Below are 20,077 nucleotides of genomic sequence, written 5' to 3'. Positions count from 1 at the left end.
TATTACTTGTGGGGAATTTTAGTCGACTGGTTTGTCAGAATCATGCAATTACAGTTACCTGTCACTTTTTGCATTGGTTTTGTGATTTTAGGCAGTTTTGCATCAATTTTTGCACCCAAGTCAGGTGCATGGCTGATTTTAATTGAGCCAGTTTTATTATTGTTATACCGGTAATGAATAAAAAAGGAGGACTAATCAATGACTAATTTTAATAATTTCAGAGAAAGGAAAGGGGAAAATGAAAAAGCAATAAAAGCACACAAAAACTTGCAGATTGATTTGGCGAAGTTCTCAATGCGAAAGTAGTCAATGCCAAAGAACTACAAAATGAAGTTATAGACAATTATGACTTCATTGGTTTTGGTTCCGGCATCTATTATTTCCGACACAATCCAGTGTTTTTAAAGTAATTGGGGGGATTGTTTCCAAATCATCCCCCCAAGAAATCTGGAAAATACCCGACGATTTGCAAAAAAATTGTTGAAATAAAATAAATACAGGATAACACCATTGTCTATGGACTTTTGGTGTTATTCTGTATTCAACAGTTTCTTTGCTTCTTTTTCTGTAATCACTTCATAACAATCAAATTCGGGAGCTTCGGGATAAAAGTACCCCAACGACAATCCTCGTCTCACCCAGTTTCCCTGTTCATATCCAAAGAACTGTCTTCCTTCCTGTTTAATCACAGTACCCTGATTTTCATAATCGGTCAGTTTCAGAAATCTGGTTTCATTCATGAGTTCTCACCTTTTCTATGCCCTTCGGAATCTCCATAGAATCAGACAATTCAAACATCTGATCACCCAGTTCTATGTACTCATTACTGCTTACATCTTTGACAGGCCTTTGTTTTTCGTATAGCTCGTGCATTTTTCCATTTTTAATCTCAAAACTTTCTGGTGTATGATATTGAAGTTCAAACACAAGACCATCAGGAGAACGCACGATGGTGTTAATCCCGTTATAAGGATTCTGCCCATCCAGCCAGTAATTCTTAATCTCAACCGTATTATACCCCGAATTCGAATTCAGCTCAATCACTTTTAAAAATTTTTCGACAAGTTCTTCACTGGAAGCTGTATAAGTATATCTCAGTATGTCCTTTACCACATAACTATTTTCTCTTATCCCTGATTTCCTGCGTATTTTCTTAAAATAGGACTTCTTTGTTTTAATACGGCATTCTTCCCCTGCCATTGCCATCCCTGCCTGCCTCGCCGTTTTTATTACATGCTGCGTAATTTCAGGTTCTTTTTTCAATGCCTGGTTATAATAAAGAATCCCCCTGATCCGCCGGATTACAAACTCTTTTTCTTTTAATTTTTCTTTGTAATAATCATATTTCGTTCCATCCACTGAACATTTCTGCAACTTTTTCTCCCTACGCATCGTCTTGTAATTCCTTCGACATTTTCATCATATCATATATGATATGCGCAATAAGCTTAAAATGTGATAGAAACTTGATTTATTTAAAAACCACCTTTAATCTTTCCCTGATTATAATGTTTTCGGCACAGGGAAACGTATTGATCGTTTGCTCCCAGCATAATCTGTTTTCCATCTCTTAAAACGTTGCCTTTTTCATCAATTCTGGCATTCATCGTTGCTTTTGCTCCGCACCAGCAAACTGTTTTTAATTCTTCTATCTCATCTGCCAGTTCTAACAGACGTTTTGATCCAGGGAATAAATGAGAAGTAAAATCTGTTCGTAATCCATAGCATAAAACAGGGATGTCATCACAATCCACCAGTCTGGCAAGAAAATCAATGTCCTGTTCCAAAAGGAACTGGGCTTCATCCACAATCAACACATCAAATTCTTTTAGTTTCTCATGGCTATATGTCTGCAATTCAGACCAAAGCACACACTCCGCTTCTAGTCCAACTCTTGATTTAATTTTTCTTTTGTCATCCCGGGTTTCAATATCCGGTTTTATAAGAAGGACTTTTTTGCCTCTTTCTATAAAATTATATCTGGTCATCAGCGCATTTGCAGTCTTTGAACTTCCCATTGCTCCGTATTTAAAATATAATCTCGCCAATGTTTTCTCCTCTGCTTCAATCATTATTGTTGTCAGCCTCCACACTGTATCCTATACAAGAACCTGCAGCAAGCCGGGAAGCAACATATTGTTATAGTGCGGAAACACATAATCTGTAGCTATATTATACTGTACCATGATCTCTTTCGTCAATGAAGGAAGGCCCAGGATAATCCCAGGCCTAAATTATGATGCTGTAACGAAATGAAAAAATCCGTTTCCAGTTATTCCTTCAATTCAGGAAGTCCAGCAATGGAGGTAAGCAGGGAAAGGATTCCGGCAAGTGCTGTCGCTGATCCAACCATAATCCATTCTACCCCAGACATTACTGCCGTTGTTCCTATGGTCGCAATCGCTGTCTGTGCCATGGTCTTAATTGCCCTTACACCTGCTGCTTTCCCCCATTTTACCAAATATTCTTTATCCACAATTTTGTCCTCCTATTTAACAGTTTGAGATGACATAATACTTACCTCAGTAGCAAATGTTCCAGCAATTGCTGCAATAAAAGCATTTATAAAAGTCCTCTCTATATTACTATATGTTTCTACAGGAGCAAGTTTTAATGTTTATCCATTAGATCGCAGCTTTATATAGCAGAACGATACACTTTCTTTTCTGTCTCTAATCCACCAGATTTTTTGTTGCTACACAAAAGAGTTAATTACTTATGCTCTTAATTTTATTTGCAACATAATTTATTTTTTCTTTCTATTAACATTTAGATAAAAAATAAACAGATTATTCTGTGATATGGTTGCAAGTTTGGAGAAAATTGCCGTAGGCGCATCGGCTTTTTTATGGTATAATATAAATGTCAACCATGTGGTTTGCTTTACAGTGACGTAGGTCCAGTTTTAGTGAACTGCTTTTTTTATTAGAAAGAGGTGAATATTATGAACATTGGTGATGTCATTATATACGGGAAACATGGTATTTGTAAGGTTACCGGATTACAGGATATGTGCATGGATGAAGTAATGCGTCCATATTATGTACTCAAACCTGTTTATCATACGGGTGCTACCGTATACGTTTCAGCGTTAAAAGACAGTAGAAAAACTGAAATACGCAGCCTTCTATCTACCGATGAAATTTTTTCTCTAGTTAAGAAAATGTCTGGTAAAAATTTCATTTGGAATAAGGACAATCGTAAGCGCAAAGAATTATACAGTCAGATTCTTGCTGATGGTAACCATTCCGAACTTATAAAAATGATAAAAACTTTACACAGTCACAAACAAGAGTTAAAAAATATTAACAAAAATAATAAACTACAGATTTCTGATGAAGATTTTCTTAAAGACGCCGAAAAAACACTTTGCGAAGAATTTGCTTACGTGTTAAAAATTAATCGTGAAGAGGTTATACCATTTATCTACGAACAAAGCTTCTAATAATTTTACATTTATTCAATTCGTTTTCATTCCTATAAACATGTCAATGTCACTTCAAACCCCCATAAAAATTAACCCATTATTATAATTGCTTTTTTCTACAGACAAGCAAAACCTTCCTAGGGCGTGTATGAAAACTGCCTGTTTCAAGATGTGCGTTACACTTCGTGGGAGATTTGTTCCAGATGAAGGCGGCGTAGTGGGCTACGCCAACTGAATTTGGAGCAAGTATACTGCGAAGTGGGACGTGAAGATTGGATCAATGAGTTTTCAGACACGCCCTAACCACTATATTATCTTTATGGGCGAATTTAATAAATAAGCCCTCACATTTTGTTTTGTACTACATCGAATATCAGTTTTCCTGATTAAATTTCTAAATAAAAAACTACCAGTTCAATACTGATAGTTTAGTAATTTTGGTTATAGGACCAATTCAAAACATTCATAACTTGGTCAAATTTGGTTCTGTATAGCATTTTGCTCTTATCAGAGAGTTTTTCATAACTCCTTATCAATTTATTTCTTACAAATTCTCTTCCTTCATTAATATCCAGTTTTTTATTTACATAGGCTAAATATAATAAACTTGGGACATTATCAAAATGAGAAATAGCATCTGCATCAGTAACACATAATTCCTCCGGTGTCACTCTTGAATTTAATATACTACCCCTATGATTTCTAATACATTTCTGAATAAGCTTGATTTTATCAGGAGAATAGTTAAATTTTTGTAGAATATTCTCAGCCATTACAGCACCATGAATATGATGATCCTGATATAAACTATAATCTGTTATAGAAGCAATGTCATGTAACCATGCTGCAATTAATATAACTTCCTTATCCGCATTATAGCTATCTGCTAATATTTCAGCATTTTTAACTACTGCCTGAATATGATAAAAACATCCCATTCCAAAATGATTAGTTGATAATTTACACCTATGTTCGACTTCTTCAATTAAGTAATTTAAAATATCTTCTCGCATATTAACCTCACTTAATTCATTCACAAATTCTTGTATTATAATAATACAGGATATTCCACTAACTATCAATATTAATTTTCAATGTGCGGTAATACGTTAAATTCTAATTTACAGGATCACAATTACTGTACAAAAAAACAATAGCCTAAACTGATAGTTCGTAGTTTATATGCTTTTTATAATGAATTATTAGGTCTATTATCTACAATCTACGAATTAGGAAAAAACATATAATTTCTCCCCGTCTCAGAACAGCTAAAATCATGTGCCGCACCTGCAAGAGAAATATTGTTTTCTTCTAAATACCTTATAATATCTTAAAAAGTATAATCTTTTTTCGCCAAATCTACTACTTCATCAAAATGTGAATTGGCAGTATCCCAAAACTTTTGTATAAATCCTTTTCCCTCAATCGTAGTGCCCTCTTTTCCAATGACAACAAATGATTCTTTTGCGCATTTACTAATTTTTGTAAAATAAACTTAAAGTCTAACCTGCTATCATTTTCAAATAACCTGTTGTATACTAGAGAAAAAACCTGGAGGTTCATATGATTGCTTTTCTTCCATTACTTTTTCAGTTACTTGCATTATTTAAATATGTTGTGTATATCATGGTATTTTTGTGCTGCATCAAATACCTAAAAAATAATCAATGACTGCTCCGATGAAGAATAAGGCTCATGCTATCAGATCTTCCCTCGCCTTATCTGTAATATAGCGTATATATAAGCCGATCCTGCATTTTCTGACCTGGTACCTCGACATATTTAAATTATCTATGTCTGATATGCCTTATTCTGAATATGTAAGGTCAGGTTCTGCCCCATTCATGATATTCAAAACGTAAAAGAAAAGAGACACCGGGTGGGCGCCTCTCATCAGTATTTTACTTTTTTTGATCTTGCTGCAATATATCAAGAGACATATCCCTATGATAAGCAATGCTACAGAAAAGAGTATCATTAAAACCCAACGATAAACATCTCCTGTAGCACTGTGTTGTATTAAATACGCTGTTAAAATTAAAAACACAATCAATATACTTATGAAAATCGCCCCAAAACAAATAAAAGTTATGCTATTTCTTACTAAGGCATTCATCACAATTCCCCATTTCTTACTGGTTACATATTTTAACATATTAAGGCAATTATCACAACATGTACTGTCAAAAGAAAACACCCATCAACATAAAATCAGCAGACGTTTTCAAAAACGAAGGAAATCAGGAATTCGGGGAATTTCCATGTTTATCTAATTCTGGATATTACTAATATTCCCCGCTTTAGATTTCACGATTTAAGACACTATGGAGTCTCAATACTCCACACCATAGGTATACCAGATCAGTACATAATTGAGCGTGGAGACTGGTCAACCGAAAATGTCATGAAAACCATATACTGAAACACCATAAGCGAAGAATCTAAGTATACGGTAAATAGCTAGTACCGTGCAAATTAGCTGCATCCATGCGATAATACCTCTAAAAGTCAAAGGAGGTTTACCGAATGGACAAGATCACACACGAGATCAGGCTGACCAATTGGACCAAGCTCATAAAGGAATGCTTATCAAGCGGTTTATCCAAGAAACAATGGTGCTCACAAAACCAGATTGATGAAAAGCAGTTTTATTATTGGCAACGCAGGGTGCGTGAAGAAATATATGCAGAACAAGTCAGTGCTGCGCCGGTGGAACTTTCAACGAGTTTCGTCGAAGTACCTTCATTGTCAAAAGTGAAACAACCCAAGTCTACAAATGTTTCTGCTCAAATCCATGTAAACGGATGTATGATTGAAATTGCAGACTCTGCATCGCCTGAATTTCTTCGTCGGTTGCTTGGAGCATTATCCTATGCTCAATGATGCATCCGGATTTCAAAAAATATATCTTGCCACAGGCTATACGGACTTACGCCGTGGAATTGATGGGTTAGCATCCATTGTGAAATATAATTTTAATCTTGATCCGTTTCAGAAGAATATCTTATTTCTCTTTTGTGGAAAAAGAACAGACCGGGTAAAGGGACTTCTATGGGAAGGTGATGGTTTCCTCTTACTTTATAAGCGGCTTGAAATTGGTGGTTTCCATTGGCCCAGAACTTCAGAAGAAGCACTTTTAATTTCTCAGGAGCAATACCAGCGGTTAATGGAAGGGATCGAAGTCATTGCAAAGAAGCCCATCAAAGAAGTACATCGCACAGAACTGCTTTAGTTTTGTGCATTTCGCAGAAAATAAAAAAATGAAATTCTGCATGAATCCTATGAGGAAACCAGTTATCCACCAGTGCCGGATAGTAAAGTGAATTCGTCGTATCCAAAAAACCAGAAAAACTAATTCAAGTGGATAAAGGTTTGAAAAACTAAGAAAACCAGCCATTTTAAAAGGAGTTATGCACCGTCAAAATGCCCATTGCAACCGGTGTTTGTGTTCGCTTTTTATCTGCATTTATTGTATAATAGATGACAGAAAAGGAGCAGCAAAATGGCGAAAAAATATACGGTTGATGAATTAAATCACTTAAGTGCAGACTCTATGAAGATCATCATTTTATCCATGCAGGATCAATTGGAACAATTGAACCAGAACATGGAGCGCCTCATTGAGCAGATCGCAGCTGCAAACAACCAGCGTTTTGGCCGCTCCTCTGAAAAACTAGAGGTCATTGACGGACAGCTGAATCTGGATTTTATTTTCAATGAAGCTGAGGCCGTTACTGAAACACTTTATGTTGTTGAGCCGGCGGGGGAAGATGTACTTCCTCCAAAGAAGAAAAAACAGGTTGGCAAACGGGAAAAAGATTTAGAAGGTCTTCCTGTTGTAGAAATCCCACATGTACTATCGGAAGAAAAACTGACAGAAATCTTTGGTGCCAATGGCTGGAAACGATTACCTGACGAAGTATACAAAAGAGTCAGGGTTGAGCCAGCTGTTTATACGGTTGAGGAACATCATGTGGCAGTTTATGCAGGCAAGGACAATCAGACCATTGTAAAAGCTGACCGTCCAAAGAGTCTTCTGCGCAACAGCATTGCAACCCCATCCCTTGTTGCAAGCATTTATAATGCAAAATACGTCAACGGAATGCCATTAGACCGTATCAATAAAGAGTATTTACGCAACGATATTCATATATCCAAACAGGTTCTTGCAAACTGGGTCATCCAGTGTGCGGAGCGGTACCTGGGAATCATATTTGATTATCTGCACAAGGAACTACTTACATTTCGTATCCTTCAGGCCGATGAGACTCCCGTGTTTGTGACAAAGGATGGGCGTCCTGCAAACAGCAAGAGTTTCATGTGGGTGTATCGCACCGGCAAATGCTATAAAGAGACACCAATCATTCTTTACGAGTACCAAAAGACTCGAAAGACGGAACATCCAAGAGAGTTCTTAAAGAACTTTCATGGAACCCTGGTGACGGATGCATACGCAGTGTATGATTCCCTGGACCGGGAAAATCCGGATATCACATTCGCTGGATGCTGGGCCCATGGCAGGCGTCGGTTTACCGAAGCGGTCAAAGCAATTCCCAAGGATAAGCGGGAAAGTTTAAAAGATACGATTGCATATCAGGCATTAAAGCAGATCGCAGCTATATATCATCTGGATCATGAATTATCAAAGTTATCGCCTGACCAGAGAAAACAGGGAAGGCAACTCACCGTAAAGCCGCTGGTAGAGGCCTTCTTTGTGTGGGCGAAAGACGTCCAGCAAAAAAACAGTCTTTCAAAGGGTAAAACTCTCGAAGGCATCAACTATTGCATCAATCATGAGAAAAACCTAAAAGAGTTCTTAAATGATGGCGACTTACCACTGGATAACAATGCAACAGAAGCAGCACTTCGCACATTCTGCGTTCACAAACATACATGGCGCCTGATCGATACGATTGATGGAGCTAAAGCCAGTGCCATCGTATATAGCCTTACTGAAACAGCAAAGGCAAACAATCTAAACCCGTTCCGTTATCTTGAGTTTCTACTGACCGAGTTAATGGAACATCAAGAAGATACCAGTCAGGATTTTCTAAAGGATCTACTTCCCTGGTCGAATCAGATCCCTGAAATCTGTAAAATAAAAACAGAAGTGTAAACCAGACCGCCAATCGGCGGTCATTATTTAAGGCCGTACTCATGGTTTACCGTATACGAATCTAAGAAAATCAACCTTAAAATTAACGATCGTTTCGAAGCTATGCAACACGATATGCAACACAAAAAGAAAAAGCCTAGTATTTACTAGACTTTTAGAGTGGAGCAGACGGGAGTTGAACCCGTGTCCAAAAACCAATTCCCTGTTCTTCTACTATCATAGTCAGTTAATTAACATTCCCTCCACTGCCCGGGAACTGACACCCTGACAGCTTTAGTAGCTTCATCATACGTCCGCATACTCAAAGCTTTGTATACGTCGTTTCTCACATAGTCGATGCCGGGATCTTAAAGTGTGAGTGCTCTAAGGCCGACAAGCAGCTTACGCTGCTAAAGCTAATTTATTATTGTTAGCGTTTAAATTTAAGTTTGCCATTTAACGCATCGCATGCGGATAGCTTCACCAGCTTCATGATCCCTGTCGAAACCAGTACTGCCCCCGACTGGTGCTCTTTTTTAGAGTGTTTTTATACTAACACACAAAAAAAAATTTGTCAAGGTCAGTGAGTTTCCAATTACAGGTCATCAACCAGAGCGCTGCTCTTTGCATAAGCAGTACTTTTCGCTTCAAAAAAATCTGTTTTAATCGAATTGGCATTGCTGTACTGGCTGACCCAGGACATGCTTTCCGGTTCTTTATCATGGCCTTCATAAAGGGGTTCCCAGCCAAGGCTGGTACAACGCAGATTTCCTAAGTATTTAATATAGTCCGTGATCATTTGTGTTGTCAGACCAGGAACTTCCTCTCCAATCGCATAACAGCCCCATGCAATTTCCTGCTGGCATCCCTCTAAAATCATGTTTCGGTAAGTGTCAATATGTTCCTTGGTGAATAGTTGGGGTTCTTCCTTTTCTAATTCCATGATAATGTTGCGGAACAGCCACAGGTGGGTATTCTCATCCCGGTTAATATAGCGAATCTCCTGAGAAGAACCAGTCATTTTATGATTTCGGCCCAGGTTATAGAAAAACATAAATCCACTGTAAAAATAGATTCCTTCCAGAATATAATTGGCGATTACCACCTTTAGAAACGCAAGGGCACTTTTATCCTTTTGGAAATCGTTATACAAATTCCCGATAAAAGTATTTCTCGCAAGAAGATGGGGATCACTTTTCCACTGATAAAGCACTTCATTTCTGGTCTGGGGTTCGCAGATGGTATCCAGCATATAACTGTAGCTCTGGCTATGTACCGCCTCCTGAAAAGTCTGGATTGCCAGACACAGATTGACTTCATTGGCTGTTACATATTCACCGATCGCAGGAAGATTCGCAGTCTGAATGCTGTCTAAAAACACCAGAAAAGATAAAATCTTATCATAAGCCCTTCTTTCTGCCTCACTAAGAAGGGGATAATCCTTGGTATCCCTTAATAAGTTAATCTCCTCTGGAATCCAAAAATTATTCATCGCCTGACGATACCAGTCACTGACCCAGGAATACTTCATATTGTTAAAATCATTTAAATTGGTGGTGTTGCCATTGATCATGCGCCGTTGTCTCACATCAATATCCCCATCAGGATTAAAGAGTGGTCTTTTTTTTAACTGCTGCATAGTTTCTGCTCCTTTCTGATTCTTTCTTCACTCTTAACACACTTTTAGCTGGAGCAGACCTCGCACTCTTCCACTTCCAGACTTTTTGAGCGGACATAATAGATGGTTTTCACGTTACATTCCCATGCAAGAATGTAGAGGTTTAATACCTGGCGCAAAGTATAATCATTGGTAATATAAAGATTCATGCTCTGTGCCTGATCAATATGCCTCTGTCTGATTCCTGCTGCCCGCACAGACCATGTCTGATCAATGAAATGGGCATTTTTATACCTCCAGAAGGTTTCCGGAGATAGATCAGGTGCCACTCTTGGAACCAGACCATTCTTCTTTTCCTCCAGATAATACCGGCTCATAACCGGATCAAGCCCTGCAGTGGTCCCTGCAATCATGCTCGTACTGCTGGTAGGTGCAATGGCAATAAGCCAGCCATTTCTCATGCCGTTTTCAGCCACTTTGCTCTTTAAATGTTCCCATTTGGGGGAACTATAATTACGTTTGGAGAAATAAGCACCAGTCTGCCAGTCACTACCCTCAAACTTCTCATAGCTGCCCTTTTCTTTTGCATAATCACAGCTCGCCTCAATTGCAGCGTAATTAATGATCTCAAAAATACCGTCTGCGAATTGAAGATGTTCTTCTGACTCCCATGATATCCCGTTCTTGGCAAGCATATGATGATATCCGCTGACTCCAAGACCAATCGGACGATAGCGAAGATTATTTAACTTTGCATAAGGCACCGGAAAAAAGTTTAAATCAATTACGTTGTCAAGAGCTCTCACTGCACTCCGGGTCAGTTCTGTCAGTTCTTGTGGCTTACTGATGTCAATATTGCCAAGAGAAAGGCTTGCCAGATTGCAGACCACAAAATCTCCTGGCTTTGTTACGGTTACCACTACCGTTTCTCCATCTACAGTCTCAAAGCGTTGTTCCACTTCCTCTACTCCACTCATATTCTGAGCTATTTCCGTACACAGATTGCTGCAGTATATAATTCCGCTGTGATTATTGGGATTGGCTTCATTCACAATATCCCTGTTAAATGCAAATGGCGTGCCTGTTTCCACTGCACTTTTTAGCACCAGGCGGATAATATCCTTAATTGGCACCACTCTTTTTTGAATACGGAGGTCATTTACACAGTCCAGGTACCGTTCTTCCCAAAGGGAACCATAACAATCTTCAAGAGACCAGCCTTTTACTGTTAAAATCTCATGAGGACACATTAAATACCAGTCTCCTTCTATATTCTCCTTTGCAAGCTTCCAGAACAGGTTCGGATAGCAGACTGCCGGGAAAACGTCATGAGCTTTCATCCGGTCATCTCCATTGTTCGTTCTGATTGCAAGAAACTCCGGAAGATCCTTATGCCATGCATCCAGATAGACCGCAACCGCTCCCTGCCTCACACCAAGCTGGTCCACTGCCACCGCCGTATCATTCGCCAGTTTTATCCAGCGGATCACGCCGCCTGCCGCTCCCTGAAACCCTCTGATACTGCTGCCTGCTGCCCGTACTTTTCCAAAATAGAGTCCCATACCGCCGCCGAATTTGCTCACCTTGGCAAAGCTGTCAATACTTCTGTAAATTCCATCAAGGCTGTCCGGAACCGTGTCTATAAAACAGGATGAAAGCTGGTGGTAGGGTTTTCTTGCATTGGAAAGAGTTGGTGTTGCCATGGTGACTTTCAAAGTGCTTAACATATCATAAAACCGCCTCACCCAGCCATCTCTATCTTTCTTTTCCTTCATCGCCAGATGCATGGCGATTCCTAAAAACATCTCCTGAGGTGTCTCAAGAGGAACATTCTCATGACTTTTAATTACATAACGGCTCAAAAGCAGTTCAAGGCCAGAATAATTTAAAAGATGATTTCTTTTTTGATCAAGATAAGTTTCATAACGCTCAATCTCTTCTCTTTTATAATTTTTCAGAATATAATCCCCGTAAAGCCCTGATTTTGTCAGCAACTGTACCTTATCATAAAAACTTACCACCTTGCGCTGGAGAAGCTCCTTTTCTAAACGGATATCAAAATCAAGCATAAAAATCCTCGCCCCGATATACTCCCAGTCTGGTGCTTCCTGAGTGGTCAGCTCTATAGCTGCCTGGGTAAGCATTCTAAGCCGCTCTGATACGGTCCCTTCTTTTTTTATAAAAGAAACGTACTTTTCCAAAAGCAGAGCCATACTATAACAAGGCTCTGTCCACTTAGACAGAATGCCATCAAGAACATCTGAAATTTTCTCTACATCGTGAAATAGTTTTAAAAGTTCTTTTTTTCCGTCTCTACTATCCATCTATTTTCCTGCCATTCTATCTTTTAATGTTAATACCAATAACTATTATTATACTTGTTAGAAAAATATAGCACAAGATATAGTTAATTTCAACCTCTGAAACACAAAATGTTCTATTTTAATTCCAGATTAGTAAAAAGCTCTGAGACTGCTTTCCGGTAATCCATAAGGTTTTGGGACTTTCTTATTTTTTTTGCTGCCTTCTCTTCAAAAGCGAACATCTGTATCATATAAGCCCATAATTCCTTCATTTTAAACAATACATTCCGATCACCTGAGATCACCTTCTCATAACCGGAAACAATCTCATCATGGAAGCTCATAAGCTGTTCTTTGGAAAGCTTCGTCTCTGAAACCAGTTCCGTCACAAGCCCCGGATTTGTAATTAATCCTCTTCCAAGCATGAGCCGTTCCACCTGTTCAAACCGCGCCCCAAAGGTGATGCAGTCCTCTTTTAGAAACAGGTCTCCATTATAGCAAACTGGAAATTCAGCAATGGAAATAGCCTGTTCAAACACATCCAGATTGGGTTTATTCCGGTAAAAATCTTTTTGCACCCTAGGATGGATGATCAGTTCCTTTAACGGATAGCGGTTATAAATCTCCATAAGTTCCTGAAATTCTTCCGGGTCGTCTTTTCCTATTCTTGTTTTAATGGAGATGTCCACATCTGATTCAGAAAATATCTCCTTTAAAAATTCATCCAGCTTATATGGCTCTCCAAGAAATCCAGCTCCCTTTCCTTTTGAAACAACCGTAGCAGAGGGACAGCCCAGATTAAGATTCACCTCTTTATATCCATAGTTTTTAAGTTCTCTGGCTGCCCATATGAAATCATCCCCTTTATTGGTAAGAATCTGGGGAACTATACGCAATCCTTCATTGTGTTCTGGGAGAATATCATTCTTCTCTCTGGAAGAAAAGATCCGGTTCTTTGTTGGAACAATAAAAGGAGTGAAATAAACGTCAATTTCTTTAAAAATCCTGTGATGGGCATTTCGGTAAATATATCCCGTAATGCCTTCCATCGGTGCAAAATAATACTTCATCCTCTGTGCCTCTCTTTCCTGGTTTTGCCTGGTTTGATTATTTTATCACAAGTAAGTAAAATTTCAAAGAATCTCATTTACAAGATCTTCCACAAAGTGCTATAATATGAGACAAAATGCTATTATTTTGGAGGATCTGTCATGATCAAATTTAAACATGTTTTAAAAGCTTCTGCCAAAGTTTTTTTACTGGCTGCGCTGCTTTCCACTGCCGCTTCCGCTGCCGCATGGGCAGAAGCAGAATCAGGACCGGCTTTTGCTCCTCCTGTTTCCAAAATATCAGGTCCGGAGATTGGACCTGGCGTCTCCAATTCTTCAAAATTTGTCGTGGTATTAGACCCTGGTCATGGAAAATCAGATGGACATTATACGGGATGCAACTTTGAGCATGACGGTGTTAAATATTATGAAGACGTCATTACCATGAAGATCGCCACTTATACCAAACAGTATCTGGAACAGAATTCAAAGTATGTTGTATACTTAACAAAAGACAGTGCCGAGACAACCGTTCCCTTACAGCAAAGAGCCGCCTTTGCAGCTTCTGTAAAAGCAGATCTTTTTATCAGCCAGCATGTGGATTCTGCACCGGGAAACGGCACTACTGCCAATGCTTATGGAGTCAGCTCCATGGCACCGAAGACCGGCCGTTACAACAATGAACTTGCGCTCCAGTCCCAGGAAGCAGCTAATACCATTCTTCACCAGTTGAACACCATCGGACTATATAACCGGGGATTGATTCTTCGGGATTCCCAAAACGGAACCCTGTTTCCAGACGGAACACCCGCTGATTATTATGCCATTCCCCGTTACTCCCAGATGTATGGCATCCGCGGCTTTATTATTGAACACGGTTTTCTAAACCATACCAGTGATTTAACCTCCTATCTTTCCTCAGAAGAATCCTACAAAGCCCTTGGAGAAGCCGATGCCAAAGGAATTATGGAATATCTGGAAAAAGCAGGCAAGTCCAACTTTACTCCGGATCATCAACTGCCGGTGCCTGCAACTACGTCTGCACAAAGCAACAGCTAGCAAGCATAATCAAACCCTCCCTGCATAAAATATAGCATATGCTTTGCTAAAACACGCAGGGGGGATAATTTTGTCAAAAATATTGGATAATTCTTATTATGATCTGATGATCAGTGCAGCCTTAGCTCCAGGTTATGATACCGGCGATAATATTACATATTTAACAAGACAAAATTCCTTGCTTCATATTCCCACAGACAATTCAAATCCCTGCGATCTGGGAAGATACTCTTACAGCAGTTTTCCTACCCTTTTCACGCTTGCTTCCACCATCAGTTTAGAACGGTCTGGTGTTGATGCCGTTCAGCAAAATCCAGATCTTGCCTTATTTGGTAATGGTGTTCTTGTGGCGGTTATTGATACTGGAGTGGATTACCGCCATCCTGCATTCCGATCCAGTGACGGTTCTTCCAGAATTCTTTCCATATGGGATCAAACCATACAGACAGGCACAATTCCTCAAAATTTTACTTTTGGCTCCGAATACAGCATGGAAGAAATTAATGCTGCCTTAGACTCCGATAATCCCCTTTCCATTGTTCCCACAAACGATTTAAACGGTCACGGAACAGCCATTGCCAGTATTATTGCAGGCACACCGGACGAAGAACAGTCTTTCAGCGGAGTTGTTCCGCAGGCAGAATACATTATTGTCAAATTAAAGGAGGCGAAAGCCAGTTCCAAAGCGATTGCATTCGTTCCTGAATCTGTTCTTTGCTATCAGGAATCTGACATCATTCTGGGCGTGCGGTACTCAGTTGCTGCTGCTGCAAAAGTTAACAGACCTCTTGTTATCTGCATTGCCATGGGAAGCAGCCAGGGCGGACATGACGGTAGAGGGGCTTTGAGTTCCTATTTAGACCACCTTACCTTACTTCCAGGCAATGCCGTATCCGTAGCCGCAGGAAATGAAGGCAATAACCGGAGGCATTATTTTAATGCGACAACTGTTCCTCCTTATTATAACGACATTGAACTGAGAATCGGAGACAACGACAAATTGTTTTCTGTGGAAATATGGTCTTATTCCCCTGCCAGACTTGCCATTGATATCTCATCGCCTAACAGAGAGTCCACCCAGCCTGTTTTTGCGACTATGCATCAGTGCCGTAGATTCAGCTTTATTTTTAACCAAACAACCATTTATGTGAATAATATTATTTTTGAAGAAGAAACCGGTGATCAGTTGATTCTTCTCCGGTTCGAGAATCCAATTTCGGGAATCTGGTATCTGCGCACACAAAATCCGGAAAACGAACCATTCTCGTTTCATTCCTGGCTTCCTTCCGGAGATATGCTGTCAAATGAAACCTATTTTCTCAACTCAAATCCGGACACCACAATAACCTCTCCTGGAAATGCCAGACACCCTCTGACTGTGACAGCTTATAATCAGAATAGCGATAGCATCCTGCCAGAATCCGGCAGAGGATATTCCCGGTCAGGTCAGATCAAACCAGATATTTCAGCTCCTGGATATCAGATAACCTGTGCAGTACCTGGAAACCTGTACGGAGCCGCTACAGGAACCGGGGCCGCCGCGGCTCATGCCGCCGGCATCGTTGCCATGGTTTTTGAATGGGGAATTGTCCGGGGAAATTATTTGAGAATAACCGGTAATGATGTAAACAGGCTTATGATAAGCGGAGCTGTGAGAAACAGTGCTTACTCCTACCCTAACAACATATGGGGATATGGACAGGTGGAAATAAACCGGCTATTTGAACGACTGCTGAATTTATAAATTCGGGTAAAAAATAAAACCTTCAAAGCTTCTTAATAATTCATCAGCTTCTGAAGGTTTTATTTATTATTCCTCAACTACGAACATATCTTTGCCGACACCGCAAACTGGACAAACCCAGTCCTCTGGCAGATCTTCGAATGCAGTACCTGGTGCAATTCCGGAATCCGGATCACCTACTTCAGGATCATATACATAACCGCATGGCTCACACACATACTTTGCCATTCAAAACACCTCCTTTTCACACAACGTGCTTCATTTATAGCACATTATACCATTTTTATCAATATATTTATTCAAATTATTCCTATAAAAAGTCTTCTCTCATCGGCGTAAATATATCCACAAGAATTCCTTTTTCCAGACAAACACAACCGTGGGTAATTCCATCCTGCTTCAAAAGAGTATCACCGGCTCCTACTACCTTTGTTTCATCACCTATGGTAAACTCAAACTTTCCGCTTGCCACATAAGTGATCTGCGTATGGGGGTGATTATGAAGCTTTCCTATGGCATCTTTTTCAAAATAATTCTCCACGCACATCATCCCATCGCAGTAAGCAAGAATCTTCCTTACAACACCTTCGGAAGCCTGTTCGCCTTCAATATCCCTGTTAAATACCCATCTCTGATTTTTCTCTGTCTTTTTCATTGTAACCTCCCTCTCTGTTATCAGTTCCAATTCTTCCAAGTATCAGGCTCATATCCTACAGTTGCCAACTTTCCATTTCTCACAATGGGTGTCTTCAGCACCTGCTGGTTTTCCAGAATCTTATCATCCTTATCCTCATCAGAAAGATACCGGATCAATAAAACAGTCTCCTGATCCCGGCATTTGACATCAAGCAGGGCATCTCTGCCGCCTGCTGCCTGTTTCACACTCTGATATTCCCCGTTACTCAGCCCCTTCTCCTTCATATCAATAAACTGGTACTTAACACCCCGTTCCTTGAAGTAGCGCTCTGCCTTTTTGGTATCGAAGCATTTCCGGGTTCCAAAGATCTGTATATTCATAATTCCTCTGCCTTTCGAACATGACCTAATATGGCTCTATTCTAGCACAGAAAGGGACGAAATTCAATGAGAAGCCGTTCTTAATTCCTGCAAAGTTTTGCGAACAGAGCCAGGACCGGCAAGCATCTGCCTGTACATTTTTTCAATTTTGCCGGAAAGACCTGCCTGCACAAGATCAGTGCCAAAGAGAACTGGATTGGACAAAATAGAAGAAAGCGTATCTTCTCCTCTTAACTGCTCTTTTAAATCCTCTAACATAGGATCACTGCTAATCTCCATTGGCTGCCCTTTGTCATCTTCACCGTTCAGATATCTGAGCCAGCCTGAGATAGCAAGAGGAATTCCGGTCAGAGACTGGACATCTAAGGCTTCATCTTCTAAATAAGCTTTTATGGTTTCTCCAAAACGGATGGCAATCTTCTGGCTGGTATCCGTAGCAATCCTTTGAGGTGTATCCGGAATAAACGGATTAGGAAGACGATATTCAATCACCTCTTTTATAAATTCCATGGGACTTAATATTTCAGGATCAGTCACAACTGGAATTCCCTCCACATAACCGATTCGTTCCACGAGAGCCTTTAAGTCCTCATCTTTCATCTCGGCTGCAATGCTTTCATAGCCCAGAAGGCAGCCATATACAGCCAGAGCCGTATGAAGAGGATTGAGGCAGGTTGTTACCTTCATGCGTTCTGTTTTATTTACCGTATCCCGGTCAGTCATGTAGACCCCAGCTTTCTCCAAAGCCGGTCGACCTGCCGGAAAACGATCTTCAATTACAAGATATTGAGGCACTTCTGCATTTACAAAAGGAGCAATATAGGTGTTTTTACTGGTAATGACAGGAGCCATATCTTCTATTCCAGCCTCCTCCAGAGCTTTTTGTACCACTGGTGCAGGTCTTGGTGTGATTTTATCAATCATGGACCAGGGAAAAGAAACCTTTGTCTCATTTTGAATCCAGTCTTTAAAGCCTTCTTCTGCAAATCCGGCATCTACCCAAGCCTGGGCAATGGAAGTCACACTTATCTTTAGCTTTTCACCATTGTGACTGCAATTATCCATGCTGACAAGGGCAAGAGGATGTCCTCCTGCCAGATATCTCTTTAAAAGAAGTGAAGTAACCACTCCCATGGCATGAACCGCCTGATCCGGACCTTCTTCCATATCTTTTTTCACAACGGGAAATAATTCCCCTTTTAAATCCGTAAGCGCATATCCTTTTTCTGTAATCGTAAAGCTTGCCATTTGAAGAGAAGGATTTTCAAACGCTCTGACAAGGTATGCAAAATCTGCTTTCTCTTTCACAGACGCCTTCACTGCTTTTGCAACACTTGCAATCACCTCTTTTTCCATGGTTCCATCTGGCTTTAAACGAACCATCATGGTCATATTATCATAAGGGTGATAGATCTGATCAATAATATCAAAATCAAAGGTATCCGCTGCAATGATACCGCTTTGCTCCATTCCATTTTCCAAAAGCTGCTGCTGCAATTGGGCAATAAATCCTCTGAATATATTTCCTGCTCCAAAATGAACCCATCTTGGAGATTCTTCTGTATTCTTTCTCATTTCCTCCCAGTCAAATTCCGGTAATTTTACGGAAATTTTCTGGAAAGAGTCTTTATTGGCAAAACAAGACCGATTCAGTTTCATAGTAATCTCCTCCTATCTTCCGCCTTTGTGAGACTTTTCCACGGCTTCCCATAATCCTAACAGGTAATTTGCCCCGATGGCACGGTCATAAAGGCCATAACCCGGACGCGCCTGCTCTCCCCATATCATTCTGCCATGATCCGGACGGATGTAGCCTTCAAATCCCGACTCATAAAGAGCCTTTACAATCTCATACATGTCCAGATCTCCGCAGGAAGAAAGATGAGCTGCTTCGTCAAAGTCCTTTTCCGATACATGACGCACATTCCGAAGATGGGCAAAATGAATCCGTTTCTGTCCTCCAAATTCACGCATCATTGCTGGAAGGTCATTGTTTAAATCGCTTCCCAGGCTTCCTGAGCACAAGGTCAGTCCGTTATAAGGACTGTCATTGAGAGAGAGGAAGGTTCTTATATTTTCTGCATTTGTTATTACTTTTGGAAGCCCATAAAGAGGCCAGGGCGGATCATCCGGATGGATTGCCATTTTGATATCATACTTTTCTGCATAAGGAATGACTGCATCCAGAAAATACTTCATATTATCCCAATACTGTTCCCTTGTCATGCTCTGATAAAATTCAATATCTTCTGCCATGGCAGAAAGACGCTCCGGCTCCCAGCCAGGAAGAGAATATCCCCTCGCCTTTCCTTCCATCGCTTTTGCCATCTTTTCCGGGTTCATGTTAAGAACTTCTTCGTGACGGTAAGCCATCACGCTGCTCCCGTCTTCTTTCACCAAAGCAAGGTCACTTCTTGCCCAGTCCATCACAGGCATGAAATTATAGCAGAGACATTTTACTCCAACCCTGCTCAGATTCTCCAGAGTCTTTTGATATGACTCAATGTACCGGTCTCTGGAGGGCAGCCCTTTTTTAATGTCTTCATGAATATTGACACTCTCAATTACTTCCATCTCAAGTCCTGCCTGGTTGATCTCTTCTTTCAGTGCAGCGAGAACCTCCATCGGCCAGACTTCTCCTACTGGAATCTTAGGCAGACAGGTTGCAACACCTGTGATTCCCGGGATCTGGCGGATCTGGCTTAATGTTACACTGTCGTCTCCATAAGGAAACCATCGCATAATCATTTTCATGGTCTTATTCC

General features: G+C 40.3%; 19 protein-coding genes, 1 other RNA gene and 1 pseudogene. 7 read left to right on the top strand and 14 right to left on the bottom strand.

Annotation, left to right across the window (positions count from 1 at the left end; translation table 11 throughout):
• Positions 1–530: 530 nt before the first annotated feature.
• The 4 genes from FAY33_RS00335 to FAY33_RS00320 form a co-directional block, all read right to left on the bottom strand.
• Positions 531–740: a hypothetical protein gene (locus tag FAY33_RS00335; protein WP_143318778.1), complete on the bottom strand. Its 210-nt coding sequence runs from the start codon at positions 738–740 to the stop codon at positions 531–533.
• Entirely contained in the window at positions 733–1,374 is a 642-nt protein-coding gene (locus FAY33_RS00330) for a hypothetical protein (protein WP_185967442.1), read from the bottom strand. The genes FAY33_RS00335 and FAY33_RS00330 overlap by 8 nt, the downstream gene beginning before the upstream one ends.
• A gap of 101 nt (positions 1,375–1,475) precedes the next feature.
• Complete coding sequence (locus FAY33_RS00325; protein ID WP_347562633.1) at positions 1,476–2,072, bottom strand: thymidine kinase; 597 nt, start codon at positions 2,070–2,072, stop codon at positions 1,476–1,478.
• Positions 2,073–2,272: 200 nt separating this feature from the next.
• Positions 2,273–2,476 carry a holin gene (locus tag FAY33_RS00320; RefSeq protein ID WP_143318776.1) on the bottom strand — a complete coding sequence of 68 codons (204 nt, stop codon included), beginning with the start codon at positions 2,474–2,476 and terminating at the stop codon, positions 2,273–2,275.
• Between the two features lie 468 nt (positions 2,477–2,944).
• Here FAY33_RS00320 and FAY33_RS00315 point away from each other — a divergent pair, with 468 nt between their 5' ends.
• Together FAY33_RS00315 and FAY33_RS20110 are read left to right on the top strand one after the other, a co-directional pair.
• Positions 2,945–3,445, top strand: a complete 501-nt coding sequence (locus FAY33_RS00315; RefSeq protein ID WP_243126506.1) for a CarD family transcriptional regulator — start codon at positions 2,945–2,947, stop codon at positions 3,443–3,445.
• Positions 3,446–3,575: 130 nt separating this feature from the next.
• Positions 3,576–3,767, top strand: a pseudogene (locus tag FAY33_RS20110) (DUF6783 domain-containing protein).
• A gap of 88 nt (positions 3,768–3,855) precedes the next feature.
• On the opposite strand, the gene FAY33_RS00305 reads toward FAY33_RS20110, so the two are convergent.
• Positions 3,856–4,440, bottom strand: coding sequence for an HD domain-containing protein (locus FAY33_RS00305; RefSeq protein WP_143318775.1), 585 nt, complete (start codon positions 4,438–4,440; stop codon positions 3,856–3,858).
• Between the two features lie 1,513 nt (positions 4,441–5,953).
• Between FAY33_RS00305 and FAY33_RS00295 the strand changes: the two genes are divergently transcribed.
• The 3 genes from FAY33_RS00295 (at position 5,954) to FAY33_RS00285 (ending at position 8,543) form a co-directional block, all read left to right on the top strand.
• A complete protein-coding gene (locus tag FAY33_RS00295) occupies positions 5,954–6,310 on the top strand; it encodes an IS66 family insertion sequence element accessory protein TnpB (RefSeq protein WP_143318774.1) in 357 nt (118 codons plus the stop codon).
• Positions 6,300–6,659, top strand: coding sequence for an IS66 family insertion sequence element accessory protein TnpB (gene tnpB / locus FAY33_RS00290; RefSeq protein ID WP_143318773.1), 360 nt, complete (start codon positions 6,300–6,302; stop codon positions 6,657–6,659). The genes FAY33_RS00295 and tnpB overlap by 11 nt, the downstream gene beginning before the upstream one ends.
• Before the next feature lie 270 nt (positions 6,660–6,929).
• On the top strand, positions 6,930–8,543 hold the full coding sequence (locus tag FAY33_RS00285; RefSeq protein WP_143318772.1) for an IS66 family transposase: 1,614 nt from the start codon (positions 6,930–6,932) through the stop codon (positions 8,541–8,543).
• A 157-nt stretch (positions 8,544–8,700) separates the two neighbouring features.
• Here FAY33_RS00285 and ssrA read toward each other — a convergent pair.
• The 4 genes from ssrA to FAY33_RS00265 all read right to left on the bottom strand — a co-directional run bounded on the left by ssrA (position 8,701) and on the right by FAY33_RS00265 (position 13,513).
• Positions 8,701–9,042: a transfer-messenger RNA gene (gene ssrA, locus FAY33_RS00280) on the bottom strand.
• Between the two features lie 75 nt (positions 9,043–9,117).
• Positions 9,118–10,161 carry a ribonucleotide-diphosphate reductase subunit beta gene (locus FAY33_RS00275; protein ID WP_143318771.1) on the bottom strand — a complete coding sequence of 348 codons (1,044 nt, stop codon included), beginning with the start codon at positions 10,159–10,161 and terminating at the stop codon, positions 9,118–9,120.
• Positions 10,162–10,205: 44 nt separating this feature from the next.
• A complete protein-coding gene (locus FAY33_RS00270; RefSeq protein WP_143318770.1) occupies positions 10,206–12,464 on the bottom strand; it encodes a ribonucleoside-diphosphate reductase subunit alpha in 2,259 nt (752 codons plus the stop codon).
• A 113-nt stretch (positions 12,465–12,577) separates the two neighbouring features.
• The gene (locus FAY33_RS00265) at positions 12,578–13,513 is read right to left on the bottom strand and encodes a tRNA-dihydrouridine synthase family protein (RefSeq protein WP_143318769.1); all 936 of its coding nucleotides are present in this window, start codon (positions 13,511–13,513) and stop codon (positions 12,578–12,580) included.
• A 141-nt stretch (positions 13,514–13,654) separates the two neighbouring features.
• Between FAY33_RS00265 and FAY33_RS00260 the strand changes: the two genes are divergently transcribed.
• Complete coding sequence (locus FAY33_RS00260; RefSeq protein WP_143318768.1) at positions 13,655–14,551, top strand: N-acetylmuramoyl-L-alanine amidase; 897 nt, start codon at positions 13,655–13,657, stop codon at positions 14,549–14,551.
• Between the two features lie 70 nt (positions 14,552–14,621).
• A complete protein-coding gene (locus tag FAY33_RS00255) occupies positions 14,622–16,295 on the top strand; it encodes a S8 family peptidase (protein ID WP_185967441.1) in 1,674 nt (557 codons plus the stop codon).
• 66 nt (positions 16,296–16,361) lie between these two features.
• Here the strand turns inward: FAY33_RS00255 and rd are convergent, their stop codons facing one another.
• The 5 genes from rd to uxuA form a co-directional block, all read right to left on the bottom strand.
• Entirely contained in the window at positions 16,362–16,523 is a 162-nt protein-coding gene (gene rd / locus FAY33_RS00250; RefSeq protein ID WP_143318767.1) for a rubredoxin, read from the bottom strand.
• Positions 16,524–16,605: 82 nt separating this feature from the next.
• Positions 16,606–16,950 carry a cupin domain-containing protein gene (locus FAY33_RS00245; RefSeq protein WP_143318766.1) on the bottom strand — a complete coding sequence of 115 codons (345 nt, stop codon included), beginning with the start codon at positions 16,948–16,950 and terminating at the stop codon, positions 16,606–16,608.
• Positions 16,951–16,970: 20 nt separating this feature from the next.
• Positions 16,971–17,312 (bottom strand): ArsC/Spx/MgsR family protein, encoded by a 342-nt coding sequence (locus FAY33_RS00240; protein WP_143318765.1) that lies wholly within the window; start codon positions 17,310–17,312, stop codon positions 16,971–16,973.
• Between the two features lie 63 nt (positions 17,313–17,375).
• Positions 17,376–18,971 (bottom strand): mannitol dehydrogenase family protein, encoded by a 1,596-nt coding sequence (locus tag FAY33_RS00235; RefSeq protein WP_143318764.1) that lies wholly within the window; start codon positions 18,969–18,971, stop codon positions 17,376–17,378.
• 12 nt (positions 18,972–18,983) lie between these two features.
• Positions 18,984–20,066, bottom strand: a complete 1,083-nt coding sequence (uxuA, locus tag FAY33_RS00230; RefSeq protein WP_143318763.1) for a mannonate dehydratase — start codon at positions 20,064–20,066, stop codon at positions 18,984–18,986.
• Positions 20,067–20,077 lie beyond the last annotated feature (11 nt).

Source organism: Clostridium sp. HBUAS56010 (assembly GCF_007115105.1).
Taxonomy (GTDB): domain Bacteria; phylum Bacillota; class Clostridia; order Lachnospirales; family Lachnospiraceae; genus Lacrimispora.
Note: the sequence above shows the minus strand (reverse complement) of the source record. Positions and strands in the feature narration are given on the sequence as shown.

Bases quoted from the DNA above. Each gene is read 5' to 3' on its own strand.
- FAY33_RS00335 (WP_143318778.1), bottom strand. From the start codon at position 740: ATGAATGAAACCAGATTTCTGAAACTGACCGATTATGAAAATCAGGGT.
- FAY33_RS00325 (WP_347562633.1), bottom strand. From the start codon at position 2,072: ATGATTGAAGCAGAGGAGAAAACATTGGCGAGATTATATTTTAAATAC.
- FAY33_RS00315 (WP_243126506.1), top strand. From the start codon at position 2,945: ATGAACATTGGTGATGTCATTATATACGGGAAACATGGTATTTGTAAG.
- FAY33_RS00305 (WP_143318775.1), bottom strand. From the start codon at position 4,440: ATGCGAGAAGATATTTTAAATTACTTAATTGAAGAAGTCGAACATAGG.
- FAY33_RS00295 (WP_143318774.1), top strand. From the start codon at position 5,954: ATGGACAAGATCACACACGAGATCAGGCTGACCAATTGGACCAAGCTC.
- tnpB (WP_143318773.1), top strand. From the start codon at position 6,300: ATGCTCAATGATGCATCCGGATTTCAAAAAATATATCTTGCCACAGGC.
- FAY33_RS00285 (WP_143318772.1), top strand. From the start codon at position 6,930: ATGGCGAAAAAATATACGGTTGATGAATTAAATCACTTAAGTGCAGAC.
- FAY33_RS00275 (WP_143318771.1), bottom strand. From the start codon at position 10,161: ATGCAGCAGTTAAAAAAAAGACCACTCTTTAATCCTGATGGGGATATT.
- FAY33_RS00270 (WP_143318770.1), bottom strand. From the start codon at position 12,464: ATGGATAGTAGAGACGGAAAAAAAGAACTTTTAAAACTATTTCACGAT.
- FAY33_RS00265 (WP_143318769.1), bottom strand. From the start codon at position 13,513: ATGAAGTATTATTTTGCACCGATGGAAGGCATTACGGGATATATTTAC.
- FAY33_RS00260 (WP_143318768.1), top strand. From the start codon at position 13,655: ATGATCAAATTTAAACATGTTTTAAAAGCTTCTGCCAAAGTTTTTTTA.
- rd (WP_143318767.1), bottom strand. From the start codon at position 16,523: ATGGCAAAGTATGTGTGTGAGCCATGCGGTTATGTATATGATCCTGAA.
- FAY33_RS00245 (WP_143318766.1), bottom strand. From the start codon at position 16,950: ATGAAAAAGACAGAGAAAAATCAGAGATGGGTATTTAACAGGGATATT.
- FAY33_RS00240 (WP_143318765.1), bottom strand. From the start codon at position 17,312: ATGAATATACAGATCTTTGGAACCCGGAAATGCTTCGATACCAAAAAG.
- FAY33_RS00235 (WP_143318764.1), bottom strand. From the start codon at position 18,971: ATGAAACTGAATCGGTCTTGTTTTGCCAATAAAGACTCTTTCCAGAAA.
- uxuA (WP_143318763.1), bottom strand. From the start codon at position 20,066: ATGAAAATGATTATGCGATGGTTTCCTTATGGAGACGACAGTGTAACA.